The sequence below is a fragment of the Halomonas sp. A3H3 genome, from assembly GCF_000982975.1.
Lineage (GTDB): Bacteria > Pseudomonadota > Gammaproteobacteria > Pseudomonadales > Halomonadaceae > Vreelandella > Vreelandella titanicae.
Map to the genome: position 1 here is coordinate 2385598 of NZ_HG423343.1, position 15153 is coordinate 2400750.

The window sequence follows — 15153 nt, forward strand, 5'->3', positions numbered from 1 at the left end:
GTTTCGAAATTATTTTTTAACGAAAACAAGGCGATATTTTTAAATAAATACATGAATTTAATGGATTTATTTCTGTTTTTTTGGTTTTATGCAAAAACTTGAACAACGTGTACATTGAGTGCTATACGTTTATTAGGCTTATTTTTATAGCGTACGCACCTTTAATGCTCGATGGGTATTAGCTCTGCACTCAGCTGGTGCAAGTCGATTGGCCGTATGTGAAAGGTAGATGAAAATAGGCTGGTTTAAGGTGCTACGAAGCGTGTTTGGCAGGCAGTATTTATTAGTAATATCTAAGTCATATCCAAGCCCTACTCAGAGCAAGAGGGCGGGCTTAACAATAACGATGATGATCCCCTATGACGCTAAAGCTAACTATCAATGGGCAAGAACGCGAGCTGGCCGTGCCGCCGCAGACACCATTGCTCAATGTGTTGCGTAACGACCTGGCGCTCAATGGACCCAAGTATGGCTGTGGTTTGGGCGAGTGTGGGGCATGCAGCGTATTGATTGATGGCATGGCCGCACGCACCTGCGTGCTGCCCGTGTCCGCTGCCGTTGGCCATGAGGTAACTACCCTTGATGGTCTTTCCCAGGGCGGTGAGCTTGACCCTGTACAACAAGCCTTTATCGATGCTCAGGCAGCCCAGTGTGGCTACTGTTTGAACGGCATGATCATCACTATTCGTGCGCTGCTAAATCATAATACCCAACCCTCTACGCAGCAGATTCGCACCGCTTTAGAGCATAACCTCTGCCGATGTGGCACCCATGTTGAAATTCTCCAGGCAGCGGAGCGTGCCGTGGTCATTAACGCGGCCGCGTTGCAGGAGGCTTCTCATGAGTGAAGGGTCGATGCTCCATGGTCAGCAAGAACAGGCCGGCATCCCCGCGCTGCTAGCGAAGGCACGTTTTGGTGTCGTCGTGCGTCCACCTTACTACCGGTGGAATGGTGAGCGTTTTGAGAGTGATCGCTTAGTTGGCGTCGATAGCAGCCGCATTGCCTCACTATCTGGATCTATTGAAGTCGTGGTGGAAGGGAATTTTGTGGGGGTGGTTGCCGATAGTTTGGCCTTGGCGACCGATGCCGCTAAACAACTGAAGGTTGAGTGGCAGGCCGTTCACCAGACGCCCGAACAAGCGCCTGAAAGCGATCAAGCGCCCTCTGATTCGCCTCTTGTTATGCCTGGCCAGTCGTACATGCATTCGAACCATGGGTATGGCTGGCCGAGTCGCATGCGCTGGGGCAGTCACCCCAGCTGGGTAATTGCCGATTGTTGCGACCAACAATTGAGTGTATGGGGGCAAACCGTCACCCCAGCGGCGCTTAAACAGGATCTAAGCCGGTTAACCGCGCTGAATATTAGCCAGATTGAGCTTTATAGCGCCGATGGTAAACACGCATCAAATCAGGCCTCAGGGCTGGGTCGCCATTGCGGTGACGATGCCGCGGTGGATGCGGCGTTGATGTCGCGGACGGTGGGCGGCCCGGTAGCCGTCTGGCTTGATGCCCGCTACACCAAAGATGTTCAGGCATTGGGCCAAGCGCAGCGAATTAGCCTAAACGCGGATATTGCCAGTAGTGGTGAGATAGCCCGTTATCACTATCAGCAGGCCAATCTCACTGGTGAAGTGGCTGCCGTAGGGTTGTTGTTGAGTGGTAGGGCCGCGATAACACCGTCTAGCGCTGAGGCCTCCGCCGGCGAGCAAGACACAACGCCGTTCTCGCCCTATGTATTTCGTGACCAATACCTTGCCGCACGCTCCCAGTCAGACTCGCTCTCCACCAATTCCACCTTGATGGGTATACAGCAGACGTTCGCTCGAGAATCTTTTTTAGATGAGGTTGCCCGCGAGAGTGACCAAGACCCTGTCGCGCTGCGACTTCGACATCTTGACGATGCGCGTGGTATTGAGCTGATTGAGTCCGTTGCTAAACGGGCCGAGTGGCAAAGGGCGTTCAATCCATCAGCGGACTCTTTACCCCAGGATCTATTGCGCGGGCGGGGTTTTGCCTACTCCCAACTACCTGACCGCGAACAACGTGTGGAATCGGGAGTGCGCTCTGCCTGGATTGCCGATGTGGAGGTCAATCGCGTTACCGGCGATGTTCAGCTTACCCGTTTGGTCGTTGGTCAGGACGTCGGCTCTGATGTGGATACTGATCGCCTTCAGCAAACGCTACAGGCCCGGATCTTGGGTGAAGCGCGCCCCCTTTTGGGGCAGGCACCCAGTTTCGACGAGTGGGGTGACGGCAGTCGTACGCTGACTAAAAGTGAATATTCAGCAGGATTACCAACCACCGCTTCTTCGCCAAGCCCTGTTGAGGAAGGTGTTAATCAAACCGCCGGTGAAGACGTATTAACCGGTGCGGAGCTATCGCCGGGTGTTGCGGTAATAGCCAATGCGCTTTTTGATGCCACTGGCCTGCGTTTTCGCCAACCACCGTTTACCGCCAATCGCGTGCGCCAGGCACTCGAAGCTTCGTCCACCGAGGAGGCAGGGAGCCCATCTAAATTGAAACCGCCGCGGTCAACGAAACGGCGCTGGTTAGCCGCCGCAGCGTTTACCACCATTGCGGGCACTGCGGCCATGGCATGGCCGTGGAAAGGGGCCATTGCGCCTGTCTCTCGGCCAGCCGCCAATCTCTATTCTGCCGAGACCATTGAGCGCGGGCGACTCGTTGCGGCTGCAGGCGACTGCGCGGCGTGTCATACCACAGAAGGTGGCGTGACCAATGCCGGTGGGCGTGGGTTTGAGACACCTTTCGGGACGCTCTACAGCACGAACATTACGCCGGATGAGGCGACGGGGATTGGTCAGTGGTCTTACGCAGCCTTTGAGCGCGCCATGCGCCACGGCATTAGCCGTGATGGCAGCCACCTGTATCCCGCGTTCCCCTATACGGCGTTTGCCAAGACCAGTGATGCCGATTTACAGGCGCTTTACGCCTACTTAATGGCTCAGCCCCCCGTGTCGACTGAAAAAAAAGCCAATGCGCTCACTTTCCCCTTCAGTGTGCGTAGCTTAATGGCAGGCTGGAATACGCTTTATCACGACGCAACTCCTTTCCAGCCTGACCCCATGCAGAGCGAACTGTATAACCGGGGAGCCTACCTTGCCGAAGGGTTGGGCCACTGCAGCGCTTGCCATAGTCCCCGCAATGCCATGGGCGCTGAGAAAAGCGGCGAGGCGTACTTTGCCGGTGCCTTTGTAGATGGTTGGGAAGCACCACCGCTTAATACGCTGTCGCGTGCGCCCATCCCGTGGAGTGAAACATCGCTTTACGACTATCTGCGCCACGGTGAATCTGAGCTTCACGGCGTTGCCTCTGGCCCTATGGCCCCGGTGGTAGCGGGGCTGGCTGAGCTGCCTGAATACGATGTGCGGGCTATTGCTCACTATGTGGCCGCCCAGATGCAGGCGCCCACAAGTAATAGCGATGCGGCTGTGGCGGAAGCTACGCAGCGCGTGACCAGTGCAGCCGTTAGCTCAACAGAAATGGAGGCAGGGGAGCGGCTCTTCGAGGGCGCCTGTGCGGCGTGCCATGTCGATTCTGGCGTTCCTACCTTTTCGAGGGCGGGCACTAATCTGGCGCTGAATACCAATTTACACAGCGATCATCCCGATAACGTTATTCAGTCAATTTTGGGGGGTGTCCACGCCGAACACATTCCCGGTATTGGTAGCATGCCCGGCTTTGCCGACAGCTTTAGTAATACCCAGGTCGCTGATTTGACGACCTATCTCCGAGCGCGTTTTGCCCCAGAGAAAGCGCCTTGGCAAAAAGTAAAACAACGTATCGCAGATATACGCCAGCCTCACCACAACAACACTCACTCTTCTCCCTGACGTAATAAAACGAGGTGGATTATGAAACGCAGTAAATGGATATGGCTAGTATGGGCAGTGGTCCTGCTGAGCTACCTGGTGCCTTATACCCTCTTGAGCGGTGTCGCGCTTTGGTACGGCAGCTTCCTGTTCTGGATGTTGGCAGGGTTGGCCATCATTGCGCTGAATGTGTTTATCACTAAAGATTTTGAGGAGCACAGCAATGACTGAGTCACTTATCTGGTGGTCCATTGCCATCTACTTATTAATCGCTATTGGCATTGCGATTATGTCTCGCCAAGGCCCTTCCGAAAGTATGTCGGGATACTTCCTGGGTAACCGACAAATGAACGGCTTTGTCTCGGCGCTGAGCTACAGTGCCACTACCTACAGTGCCTTTATGATGGTGGGCTTGGCAGGTCTTACCTATGCCGGCGGCGTTGGCGCGCTCGGTTTTGAAATCATCTATTTCGCCGGTGTCTCTCTGGTGGCTGTTTTCGGGCCTAAATTCTGGGCAGTCGGCAAGAAGTTCGGCTATGTGACGCCCAGCGAGATGTTGGGCCACCGCTACAACAGCAAACATGTGGCCATGGCTGTCTCGATTGCCAGTTGTATCTTCCTGATTCCCTACTCGGCCGTTCAGCTCGCGGGTGTCGGTTACCTGTTGCAGGGGATTACTGATGGCGCGATTACCTTTACTACCGGGGTGGTGCTGGCCACGGTGATCGCTATCTTCTTCTCCTATATCGCGGGGATTCGTTCGGTGATGTGGACCGACTCGCTCCAGGCCATCATGATGATTGTTGCCTCAACCCTGGTGGCCTTCCTGGTGATCCAGGGCTTGGGTGGTTTCGGCGCACTATTCGATACGCTGGCAACGGAACATCCGCAGTCACTCACGGTGCCTGGCCCTGGCCTGTTCAGCTTTGTCACTTTCCTGGGGCTCACCATTCCCTGGTTCTTCTTTAGTATCTCCAACCCACAGGTCAGTCAACGCCTGTTTATGCCCTCCTCGCTGCGCTCCATGCGCCACATGCTGATTGGCTTTCTGGTGTTTGGTTTTATCTACACCATGGTCTCCGTACTGTGGGGTTTCTCTGCCTTAGCCGCTTTCCCAAGTCTTGCAAGTGCAGATTTAGCCACGCCCACGCTGCTGGCCTCGGAGTTTGTTCCGCCAGTATTAGGGGTGATCGTAATGATCGGCATCATGGCCGCCGCCGTCTCCACCATCGATTCGATCATGCTGACCCTGGCGTCCATGGTCTCCCGCGACGTCTATGCGAACGTTAAACCGAACGTCAGTGAAAAGCGCCAACTGCTGGTGGGCAAGTTCGTGGTGCCGGTGATCGCACTGATGGCGCTGGCCTTTGCCGAGCTGCAGCTTGACCTTATTGCGGTGCTGTCGGTGGCTGCTTCCTCTGGTCTGGTAGCCATGGTGCCCGCCCTTATCGGTGCCTTCTATTGGAAGCGCGGTACTGGCGTCGGTGCACTGGTAAGCGTGGTGGGCACCAGCGCCTTTGTACTGCTGATGTATGCCACTGGTAATTCACTGCTGGGCCTGCCCGCCGGTGTATGGGGCATTGTGGTCGCTAGTGTGCTGTTTGTTGGCGTTAGTTTAGCCACCAAGCCTCATCAAGCCACCACGGATGCTTTCTTTGCGGCTATCTCTGAAGAGCTGAGCAAAAAGCGCAGTACTACCACCGATCAAGCGACGAAAGAGGCGGCTGCCTAATTGACGTTCAGCTTTGACCCGATAACACCATAGAGCGCTTGGTGTGCCCAAAGGCGAGCACGAGCGCTCTCAGCTAACACTTCCCGGTACGTTACAGCTGTGCTTTCGCCTGGGGAGTTAGGAGACTTTATGGATCACGCAAGCTTTGCCGAAATTTGCCTCCATCAGCTAAAAATGTCCGGCGTACATGAAGGCGAAAAACTCGTCGTACTGACCCAGGGCAGCGAACGCCTTGATTATGCGGATGCCTTTATGGCGGCGGGGCAGCGTTTAGGCGCCAATATGTACCACATGCGGTTACCCGCGCCGTTACCTACCGGCGGCTGGGCCGTGGGAGCAACGGGGCTTGCTAGCATGCCCGATGCGGTGGAAGCGCTTAAAAACTGCGACATGTTGATCGATTGTATTTTCCTGCTGTTCTCTCCCGAACAAATGGCGATCCAAGCCGCGGGTACGCGTATATTGACGGCGGTTGAACCGCCAGAACTGCTGGCCAGAATGTTGCCCACCAAAGAGCTAAGGGAAAAGGTCGAACTGGCCGCCGCGCTGCTGGAAAAAGCCAAAGTGATGCGCATCACCTCGCCCCACGGCACGGATGTCACCTACCAACTGAATACTTATGAGACGGTTGCTGAGTATGCCTGTACCGACGAACCGGGGCGTTGGGATCACTGGCCCTCTGGCTTTGTGTTTACCGGCGGTGATGACGATGGCGTTGATGGCACCATTGTGGTGGCGCCGGGCGATATTCTGCTTCCCCAAAACATGTATGTTCGAGAGCCTATTACCTACACCATTGAAAAGGGCTGGATTACCGATATACGTGGTGGGCTCGATGCGGAGCTAGTGAAATCCTATATGGATAGCTTTAACGACCCGCGCGGCATGGGCATGAGCCACGTAGGCTGGGGCATGAACCCTAATGCCAAATGGCACCGCATGGTGCCGGGGGAGTTCCCGGGTGGCATGGGGATGGAACCACGCAGCTTCTATGGCAACGTGATGTTCTCCACCGGCCCGAACAGCGAGCTGGGCGGGTCTAACGATACTGCCTGCCATCTGGATATTCCCATGCGCAACTGCTCGCTCTTCCTGGACGATGAGCCCATCGTCATTGATGGCGATATCGTCGTTAAGGAACTGCAAATGGCTAGAAGCTAGCGCGCTTGAGACAAGAGATACTGATAAAGCCCCTGGTTCGGGGCTTTTTTACTTTAGTGCCAAACCGTTAGCTGATGTCGATAATCATCTTGCGCTTGGCTGGCGCTGGCAGGGGTTAACCAAACCTGGGTGCCGGGCAAACACTGGGCCAGCGTAGCGCAGGCGACGGGGGTGAGGGCGCCTAGGCGCGGGTAGCCGCCGATTGTCTGGCGGTCATTCATCAGCACGATTGGCTGGCCGTCCGGCGGTACTTGAACTGCTCCCAGCGGAATGCCTTCGGAAATAATGCCCTTGAGTGAGCCGTGTAGGGCTGGGCCGGTGAGGCGTACGCCCATCCGGTCGGCGCGATTATCCACTGTCCAGGGTTGGTTGAACGCCTGGAAAAGTGCATGGCCACTGAAGGAGGCAATTTGCGAGCCGAGCACGATGGGTAAGCGGCAGCCAGACGCAGGCATGCGCGGGCCCTGGCTTTCAGGAATGCGCCGCACTGCCGGAGCGGTGCCTTTCCAGGTTAACCGGTCGCCCACGTTTATCGGTTTGCCATCTTCATGTAAGCCCCCCAATTGCTCGCGGGCAGTGCAGGCGCGGCTGCCCAGCACTTCTGGCGCATTTAGCCCGCCGGGAAAGGCGAGATAGGCGCGCAAACCCTGGCGCGGTTGGCGAAATACCAGGCGCTGGCCCGGCAGTAGCTTGAAACTGGTATTGGGTGCAAGCGGTTTGCCATCCAACTGGGCGTCTAGATCGGCGCCGGTCAACGCCAGGCGCACCTCGTGTTCGGTTTCAAAGCTCAAGCCGCCGCCCATGACGATTTCCAGCGCAGCGCTGTTTAAAGCGTTGCCCAGCAACCAATTGGCCCAGCGAAACGAGATCCAGTCGGCAGCGCCACCCTGAGTAACGCCTAAGTGGCCGACGCCAAACCGCCCGGCATCTTGGATAAGCGCCAGCGGTCCCGCCTGTTTAACCACTAGCCCCTTTTGTGTTTCATTCATGGCAGCGTGACTCATGGGCGCTCCTCCATGGGCGTGGTATCGCCACCATCTGCTTCAAACTCTTCCCGGGAGATCGCTCTAAAGCGCACCTTGTCGCCGGGGCGAAACAGTGGCTCGCCACGTTTGGCGTGCTCGAATAGCGGCACGTTGGTGCGGCCCAGAATATTCCAGCCGCCCGGCGAAAGCAGCGGATAAATCGCGGTTTGGCGATCAGCAATGCCCACGCTACCTGCGGCGACTTTGCGGCGCGGCGTTTTCAAGCGCGGCGTAGCGAGAGATTCGTCTACCAAGCCCATAAAGCCGTAACCGGGGGCAAACCCCAACGCAAATACGCAGTAATCGTGGTTGCAGTGCTGCTCGATAAGCTCGTCGACGCTCAAACCAGCGCGTTTGGCGACCAGTGGTAACTCGGGGCCCACGCTTTCGTCGTACCACACCGGGATATCGTGCAGCTCACCGGCTTGAGTATCCACAGGGGTAAGACCAGAAAGCGCCTTGTGAATAAGTTGAATCGCCTCGCTATGGGTTAACTGCTGGCAGTCGTAATGCAGCAACAGCGTGGTGTAAGAGGGCACTAGATCAATTAACGCTGAACCAAAGGTGCTACGCAACTTTTGGTCGGCAGCGATGACCCAGGCCATATTGGCCTCATCGATGGTGTCGAACAATCGCACCATCAGGGCGTCCATCGCGGCAGTTTCAACTCTTCTTTCACTAATGGGTTTCACGCCTGCTCCAGCGCCTGAAAGGCCTCGCGAATAGCGCGCACGGCGGCCACTGACTCGGGGTTATCGCCGTGAACGCAGAGCGTATCGCAGGCTAGGTGCAGCGGTGTTCCATCAAGCGCGGTGAGCGGCTCGCCTTTGGCCAGCATTACCGCTTGATTGACGATAGTGTTTTGGTCGTGGTGCACAGCGTTAGGCAGCCGTCGTGAGGCCAAGTGGCCGTTACCGTCATAAGCGCGGTCGGCAAAGGTCTCGAACCAGAGGGTAATGCCTATTTGGGCGGCCAGCTCGCGATGTGGTTCGGGGTCGGCGGTGGACATAATCATTAACGGCAGGCTGGCATCATAAGCACGTACTGCGCGCATGACGCCTTCGAGCAGCGCCGAGTTGGCGGCCATATCGTTGTACAGCGCACCATGAGGTTTGATATAGCTCAGTTGGGTGCCTTCCGCTTGGCAGATGCCCGCCAAAGCCCCCACTTGGTAGAGCACCATATCTTCCGCTTCTTCCGGCGAGCAGGCCATTGAGCGGCGGCCAAAGCCCATCAAATCCGGGTAACCCGGGTGCGCGCCAACGCGGACGCCATTTTGAACCGCTAGTTTGACGGTGCGGCGCATGACATGGGGGTCGGAGGCATGGAAGCCGCAGGCGATGTTGGCGCAGTCGACGAAAGGCATCGCATCGGCATCCAGGCCGAGGTGCCAGTTGCCGAAACTTTCGCCCATATCGCAATTAAGCAGGGGGATGGCCATAGCGACTCCTATGTCGATGCAGTGGGTGCGCTTGATTGGTTAGCGCTGAATTGTAGTCCACCACCAATATATGAACATGGCTTGCCCAGTGCCAATCGTTTTTGACGATACTAACTATCGGACGCTTCTATCATATTGTTATTTATTGGAAAAAGGGTTGACGCTTGGGCACGATACGCTTATCACATTAGGAGCGGGGCGTGATAATAACGTTGGTGAGATAGCGCTGCTGGGAGTGGCCTTAAAGTTGCATAGTGGTCTTGAAGTTGCGTAGTGGTGGTCAAGTTGCGTAGTGGTGGTCAAGTTGCGTAGCTATCAGGTCGTCATGAGCCGTAGCACTCCGCCGGTCTCTTTGCGTATCAGCACAGCAGTGTTTTTACTCCAGTAAGTCATATTTGTAGGCGAGTCACTATGCTCGATTTTAAAGAACTTGAGGCGTTCGTATGGGCAGTGAGGCTCGGCTCCTTCCGTAAGGCGGCGACCCGCCTGCACCTTACTCAGCCCTCTGTTTCTGAGCGTATTTCACGCTTGGAAACCACGGTAGGAGAGTTGCTGCTGGAGCGTGCCGCCAGGCCTATTCAGCCTACTATGCGGGGCCGCGAGTTCTTTGTGCACGCTGAGCGGATGCTGCACCAGCGTGATGAAGCGATGAAGCTTTTCGATGACGAAGAGGCGTTTTCTGCACCATTGCGGCTCGGCACGATTGAAACCATCGCCCATAGCTGGTTTCCCGAATTTATGCGCCGTTTAACCGAGCGGTATCCGCGTTTGACCATTGAACTGACGGTCGATTACTCGCCGGTGCTCAATGAGCGGCTACTGGGCAACGAACTGGATATTGTATTGGCGATGAATGGCTATTCACCGCAAAAGCAGATCGAGTACGAGTCCTTGAGCCCTTATGAAATGGGCATGTTTGTCTCTCCGCGGCACGTCAAGCAACTGGGCGAAAGTGCCGACACTTGGGGCAAGCAGTTGCCGTTTATTTCATTTGGTAAGCAGGCTCGTCCCTATGCAGAGTTAGTGAGTTATTTGGCAGAGCAGGGAATCGCTAATCCTCGTATCCATAGCGTCAGCACACTAATGACCATTGTACGCATGACCACCGAAGGGTTGGGGATTGGCGCGCTGCCTGTCGCCACTGTGCTGGATGAGTGGCAGCGAGGGGAGCTCTACCGTCTCTCGCTACCGGTGCCGTTACCGGCCATGCACTATGATGTGATATGGCGCAACGCTAACCACCCGCGCTTTTGTCGTGGCGTTGCCCGATTGGCTCAGCAGTGTGCCTGCAGCTATGCTCAGGCGCGCCGTGCCGATATGACAACAACACTTTTCTCCGGGCGCTGGGTTACTGCCAGTGCCTCCTCTGGTACCACCGAAGCAACACACTATTAGCACCATACTATTAATAGAAATAAGAGGGTTCTTATGATGCGCAAGACAATAACGACTTCATTGCTCCTGGCGACCGCCTGCGGTTTAACGGTGACGGCTCATGCCGCGGAATGGACCATGGCCACGCCTTACGGTGATGCCAGCTTTCATACCCAAAACAACAAGCAGTTCGCTGAGGACGTGGCCGAAGCTACCGATGGCGAGTTAACCATTACCGTACATAGCGGCGGCTCGTTGGTATCGCATGGTGAAATCAAGCCGTCGGTTCGCCGTGGCACCATTGATGCGGGTGAAGTATTCCTCTCCGTTCTTTCCAACGATGATCCCATTTTCGAAGTGGATACACTGCCTGGTGTGGCCGGCAGCTATGACGACGCCTACGCGCTGTGGGAAGCCACCAAGCCGATGATCACAGAGCTGTTTGCCTATGAAGGGTTGATTCCGCTCTACGCCGTCGCTTGGCCTGCGCAAGGTATCTATACCTCTGAACCTCTTACTGACCCTGAGCAGTTTGAAGGCTTGCGCGTTCGTGCACCTAACATCAATACCCAGCGCTTTGTCGATAATCTGGGCGGTAGCCCCACCGAAACCGAAGAGTCTGATATACCCACTGCGTTTAGCACTGGCCGTGTGGATGCCATGATCACCTCAAGCTCTACCGGTAACTCCATGGCAGCGTGGGATTACGTGACTGATTACACCGACGCTAACCTGTGGCTGCCAAAAAATATCGTCTTCATTAGCCAACGTAGTTTTGATGGCCTGGATGAAGCGACTCAGGACGCTCTGATGGAAGCCGCCGCTGAGGCTGAAAAACGTGGTTGGGAGATGAGCCGCGAAGATAATCAGGCGAGCTTAGAAGCTCTGCAAGAGAACGGTATCTCTGTTTCAGAGCCTAACGAAGCCGTTTCAGAGGCACTCCAGGCAGCCGGTGACAAACTGTTTGAAGATTGGCAGTCCCGTGCTGACGACGAAGCCAAACAGGCGCTGGAATCCTATCGCGAGCAGCGCGACAGCTAAGCGCTATTTAGCCTAAACACGGTTTAAGCTAAGTACTTTTTAACTAGGCTCTATCGTGATGGTTTCCGCAGGGGCGGTGATTTTGGCGCTGCCCCTGCTTTTGCTACGCGCTTTTCCTAAGTACGTTTTATAAGTACGTTTCCCGCGTGCTTCGTGAGGCTGCGAACATGACGTTTAAATTCGACAAGCTCTATCGCCTGGGTGCTTGGGGTGCGGCGGCCTGCATGGTTGCCATTTGCACGCTGATAGCGCTTCAGGTGACCTTCCGCCTGGTAGATGCCCTGCTGGTGCTCGTGGGACTGAGCCGCCTGGGCATGAGTATTACCGGCGTTTCGGAAATCGCTTCTTATCTATTGGTGGGGGCGACCTTTCTGGGGTTGGCCTACACCTTTGTGCATCACGCCCATATTCGCGTGACGCTGTTGATTACCCGGCTACCATCGGCAATTCGTGTGTGGTTTGAAGTGTTTTGCCTCATCATCGCCCTGGCGATCAGCCTAATGCTCAGTTACGGCCTCATTGGGTTGGCGAGGGAGAGCGTGCAATACAACGATGTCTCTTCAGGCTTTGTGTCGATTCCGCTCTGGATCCCCCAGCTTGTGCTCGCGACCAGCGTAGGACTGCTCTGTTTGGCGCTGGCTGAAGCCCTGTTTATGGCGCTACGGATTGCCATTCGCGATCCTGCGAGTTTTCGTGAAGCGTCTGCCCCAGATGAAAGCGAGGGCCACTAAATGGTGACGATAGCTATGTCTTGGTTGAGTACGTCGCCTGTTGTGTTGAGTACGCAGCGGTTAACGGGGCCACTGTTAACACTGCTTCTGCCTTTTAAATTGGAGAGATCCTTGTGCTGCTACTAAGTCTCGCCACCATTTTCACCCTCGTGGTTCTGCTAGGGAGCGGGGTGTGGATTGCCTTTGCGCTAATCGGCACTGCCTGGATAGCGCTAGAGTTCTTCAGCTCTTTCTCGCCAGGCGCTATTTTAGCCTCCGATTTTTGGGGCGCCAGCTACGGTTGGGATCTCACCGCGCTGCCTATGTTTATCTGGATGGGGGAAATTCTGTTTCGCTCCGGGCTTGCGGACAATATGTTTCGTGGCCTGTCGCCCTGGCTGAACCGACTGCCGGGACGTTTACTGCATACCAATATTATTGGCAGCGGCATGTTTGCAGCGGTGTGCGGCTCTTCGGCGGCCACCTGTGCCACGGTGGGCAAAATGACCCTGCCAGAGCTCGAGCGGCGGGGTTACGACAGCAATATGGCGATTGGCACCTTGGCCAGCGCCTCCACTTTGGGACTTTTGATTCCACCCTCCATTGTGCTCATCGTTTACGGTGTGGTCACCGAACAGTCGATCTCCAGGCTGTTTATGGCCGGTATTGGCCCGGGACTGATGATCCTGGCCATGTTTATGAGCTACCTCATTTTGTGGGCGTTGCTCAAGGGCAACCGTGAAGGGCTGACCGGCGAAGATGAATCCGGTATGAGCTTTGCTGAAAAGCTGCGCAATACCTGGTCGCTGGTACCTATTCTGCTGTTGATCGGCGGGATTATCTTTTCGATCTATGGCGGGTTAGCGTCGCCTACTGAGGCCGCGGCAGTCGGTGTGGTATTGTCAATCGTGATTGCGCGCTTTAACGGTCACTTTGATCGCGACATTTTTAAAAGCTCGCTGTTTGCCGCCGTGCGTACTGCTTGCATGATCGCCTTTATTATTGCCGGTGCGTCGTTTTTAACCTCGGCCATGGGCTTTACCCAGGTGCCCATGAAGCTGGCGCAGGCGATTGGTGAGATGGGGCTTTCACCTACCATGCTGCTGATTGCGCTTACCTTGCTGCTGCTGGTGATGGGCTGTTTTCTCGACGGTATCTCGCTGATCCTGCTAGTCACCGCGATTATCATGCCGCTGGTGAGCGCCGCTGGGTTCGACCTGATCTGGTTCGGTATTTATCTGGTCGTGGTGGTCGAGATGTCCCAGATTACCCCACCGGTGGGCTTCAACCTGTTCGTGATTCAGGGGCTAACCGGTAAAGATATTCTGACCATTACCAAAGCCACGTTGCCGTTCTTTCTTCTCATGCTGTTGGCGATTGCCTTAATGCACATCTTTCCGGGTATCGCTCTCTATCTACCTGAGGCAATGACTCGGTGAGGTGCTTATAAAAGAAAGACGGTTAAGCATGAACTAGGGAGCCTCTGATTAACGTAATGAGCGCAGGCCAGACAAGGCAAAAATCAACGAAAAAGCGGAGTTTACGTGGGTGTAAATGAGCATTTTGAGGCGATTTTTAACGCCGTATGGGCAAGCGCAATAGTTAATCAGAGGTCTCCTAGAAAAAACGCTCTGGCCGGAACGCCTGCTGGCATGCATGTTCTGGCCAGAGGTTTAAGATTTAGCGCGGGATTGGGGGTTAAGTTTTTTGAAAGCAATGTTTTTGTTGAATCCATCCGGGTCGCTGTACCCTTTACGCAACATCGTTAATGCTTCGTGTTGGGCTTCTCTACGGCTATTGAGTATAAGCGTATGATTTAGCAAGAGCTGCTGAGCATTTTCAAGCAGCTCTTTGGGATCAATAGCCGCGGGGGTGTCAATCATCAGCGTTTTAGCGATCAACTCCATTTTGGGCTGAACTTCTTGTAGAACGCTTTTAAATGAGAGAGAGGGCACATCCGCTTTCGTGCTTATATCGGCTATCAGGGCGGCCAGCTGTTCTTCAGGAGCTTTTGATAGGCAGGCATCCGCCGTGGGGCCGGATAGACGAACACACATATCCATTAAACTATCGCTTTGATAGCAGGCGTGACTAAAACGTATGGTGTTGACCATCGCCGATGGGAGCCCCCATTTGGCTGCCAGCCATGCCCCAATAACGGTGTGGTCACCACCAAAGTAACGCTGCTCCTCCGCAATAAGCTGGGTATGGGAGATAGCACTATCACTATAGAGTTCGTCTGCTTGCTCGGGGTAAGTCGCACTCAGTGCCAATATGCCAATATCCTGTAGCAGCGCTGCTGTAAACGCATTACCTGCCTGTTTAGGGCACGCTTGTTCAGCAAGTTGGCGCGCTATCAGCGCAGACATGATAGACCGTCGCCAAATATGAGTATGCTGCGGCCCTTTACTGGGGTGCTGAAAAAGGTTAAAGCTCAACACGACCGTTAACGTTGCATCTAGTCCTAGCCGCTGGATAGCCTCCAGGCATGTTTGTGTCGGATTGGCGGAGCGGGTGTGGTGGACGCTATTGGCGAGAGATATTAACCGAGTGGTCAACGCTGGATCGTGTTCAATGGTGTCGGCAACATCGTTGATAGTCGCTTTTGACGATTGCGTTAATCTGAGGATGCGTAATGCGACTGAGGGAAGCGAAGGTAAGCGTTGGCACTTGAGGAAATCGCTGATCAGAAAACCAGGCAGTGCTTCAGTTAGCATTCCATACAGTGCTTCATCCTTGGTCGATGTATTAGTCACGTTATCTCCTGCGCACTTTGTAGCGTAGCCGCCAGCCATTATGAGGCGATACCTAATTTTACCATATATCCAGCTACTGTTG

General features: G+C 55.0%; 13 protein-coding genes. 9 read left to right on the forward strand and 4 right to left on the reverse strand.

Annotated features, from left to right (window positions below):
* The first annotated feature begins 359 nt into the window (after positions 1-359).
* The 5 genes from HALA3H3_RS10610 (at position 360) to HALA3H3_RS10630 (ending at position 6724) form a co-directional block, all read left to right on the forward strand.
* Positions 360-848, forward strand: coding sequence for a (2Fe-2S)-binding protein (locus HALA3H3_RS10610; protein ID WP_022521538.1), 489 nt, complete (start codon positions 360-362; stop codon positions 846-848).
* Positions 841-3852, forward strand: a complete 3012-nt coding sequence (locus HALA3H3_RS10615) for a c-type cytochrome (RefSeq protein WP_022521539.1) — start codon at positions 841-843, stop codon at positions 3850-3852. The genes HALA3H3_RS10610 and HALA3H3_RS10615 overlap by 8 nt, the downstream gene beginning before the upstream one ends.
* A gap of 21 nt (positions 3853-3873) precedes the next feature.
* On the forward strand, positions 3874-4062 hold the full coding sequence (locus HALA3H3_RS10620) for a hypothetical protein (protein WP_022521540.1): 189 nt from the start codon (positions 3874-3876) through the stop codon (positions 4060-4062).
* A complete protein-coding gene (locus tag HALA3H3_RS10625) occupies positions 4055-5563 on the forward strand; it encodes a sodium:solute symporter family protein (protein WP_022521541.1) in 1509 nt (502 codons plus the stop codon). The genes HALA3H3_RS10620 and HALA3H3_RS10625 overlap by 8 nt, the downstream gene beginning before the upstream one ends.
* Before the next feature lie 129 nt (positions 5564-5692).
* A complete protein-coding gene (locus HALA3H3_RS10630; RefSeq protein WP_022521542.1) occupies positions 5693-6724 on the forward strand; it encodes a M29 family metallopeptidase in 1032 nt (343 codons plus the stop codon).
* A gap of 53 nt (positions 6725-6777) precedes the next feature.
* Here the strand turns inward: HALA3H3_RS10630 and HALA3H3_RS10635 are convergent, their stop codons facing one another.
* Genes HALA3H3_RS10635 through HALA3H3_RS10645 form a run of 3 tightly spaced genes read right to left on the reverse strand, consistent with a single transcriptional unit; the run spans position 6778 to position 9190 of the window.
* Positions 6778-7728 carry a 5-oxoprolinase subunit C family protein gene (locus HALA3H3_RS10635; RefSeq protein WP_022521543.1) on the reverse strand — a complete coding sequence of 317 codons (951 nt, stop codon included), beginning with the start codon at positions 7726-7728 and terminating at the stop codon, positions 6778-6780.
* Positions 7725-8432, reverse strand: a complete 708-nt coding sequence (pxpB, locus tag HALA3H3_RS10640) for a 5-oxoprolinase subunit PxpB (protein WP_370657679.1) — start codon at positions 8430-8432, stop codon at positions 7725-7727. Before pxpB ends, HALA3H3_RS10635 begins: the two co-directional genes overlap by 4 nt.
* Positions 8433-8437: 5 nt before the next feature.
* Entirely contained in the window at positions 8438-9190 is a 753-nt protein-coding gene (locus HALA3H3_RS10645; protein WP_022521545.1) for a 5-oxoprolinase subunit PxpA, read from the reverse strand.
* Positions 9191-9601: 411 nt separating this feature from the next.
* On the opposite strand from HALA3H3_RS10645, the gene HALA3H3_RS10650 reads away from it, so the two are divergent.
* The 4 genes from HALA3H3_RS10650 (at position 9602) to HALA3H3_RS10665 (ending at position 13754) form a co-directional block, all read left to right on the forward strand.
* Complete coding sequence (locus tag HALA3H3_RS10650) at positions 9602-10585, forward strand: LysR family transcriptional regulator (protein WP_009286012.1); 984 nt, start codon at positions 9602-9604, stop codon at positions 10583-10585.
* A gap of 36 nt (positions 10586-10621) precedes the next feature.
* Complete coding sequence (locus HALA3H3_RS10655) at positions 10622-11605, forward strand: TRAP transporter substrate-binding protein (protein ID WP_027957166.1); 984 nt, start codon at positions 10622-10624, stop codon at positions 11603-11605.
* Between the two features lie 167 nt (positions 11606-11772).
* Positions 11773-12336: a TRAP transporter small permease gene (locus HALA3H3_RS10660; RefSeq protein ID WP_022521547.1), complete on the forward strand. Its 564-nt coding sequence runs from the start codon at positions 11773-11775 to the stop codon at positions 12334-12336.
* Positions 12337-12449: 113 nt separating this feature from the next.
* Positions 12450-13754 carry a TRAP transporter large permease gene (locus HALA3H3_RS10665; RefSeq protein WP_009286009.1) on the forward strand — a complete coding sequence of 435 codons (1305 nt, stop codon included), beginning with the start codon at positions 12450-12452 and terminating at the stop codon, positions 13752-13754.
* 234 nt (positions 13755-13988) lie between these two features.
* Here the strand turns inward: HALA3H3_RS10665 and HALA3H3_RS10670 are convergent, their stop codons facing one another.
* A complete protein-coding gene (locus tag HALA3H3_RS10670) occupies positions 13989-15071 on the reverse strand; it encodes an HDOD domain-containing protein (RefSeq protein ID WP_022521548.1) in 1083 nt (360 codons plus the stop codon).
* Positions 15072-15153: the final 82 nt, after the last annotated feature.

Excerpts from the sequence above, each read along its gene's own strand:
- HALA3H3_RS10610 (WP_022521538.1), top strand. The coding sequence starts at position 360 with ATGACGCTAAAGCTAACTATCAATGGGCAAGAACGCGAGCTGGCCGTG.
- HALA3H3_RS10615 (WP_022521539.1), top strand. The coding sequence starts at position 841 with ATGAGTGAAGGGTCGATGCTCCATGGTCAGCAAGAACAGGCCGGCATC.
- HALA3H3_RS10620 (WP_022521540.1), top strand. The coding sequence starts at position 3,874 with ATGAAACGCAGTAAATGGATATGGCTAGTATGGGCAGTGGTCCTGCTG.
- HALA3H3_RS10625 (WP_022521541.1), top strand. The coding sequence starts at position 4,055 with ATGACTGAGTCACTTATCTGGTGGTCCATTGCCATCTACTTATTAATC.
- HALA3H3_RS10630 (WP_022521542.1), top strand. The coding sequence starts at position 5,693 with ATGGATCACGCAAGCTTTGCCGAAATTTGCCTCCATCAGCTAAAAATG.
- HALA3H3_RS10635 (WP_022521543.1), bottom strand. The coding sequence starts at position 7,728 with ATGAGTCACGCTGCCATGAATGAAACACAAAAGGGGCTAGTGGTTAAA.
- HALA3H3_RS10645 (WP_022521545.1), bottom strand. The coding sequence starts at position 9,190 with ATGGCCATCCCCCTGCTTAATTGCGATATGGGCGAAAGTTTCGGCAAC.
- HALA3H3_RS10650 (WP_009286012.1), top strand. The coding sequence starts at position 9,602 with ATGCTCGATTTTAAAGAACTTGAGGCGTTCGTATGGGCAGTGAGGCTC.
- HALA3H3_RS10655 (WP_027957166.1), top strand. The coding sequence starts at position 10,622 with ATGCGCAAGACAATAACGACTTCATTGCTCCTGGCGACCGCCTGCGGT.
- HALA3H3_RS10660 (WP_022521547.1), top strand. The coding sequence starts at position 11,773 with ATGACGTTTAAATTCGACAAGCTCTATCGCCTGGGTGCTTGGGGTGCG.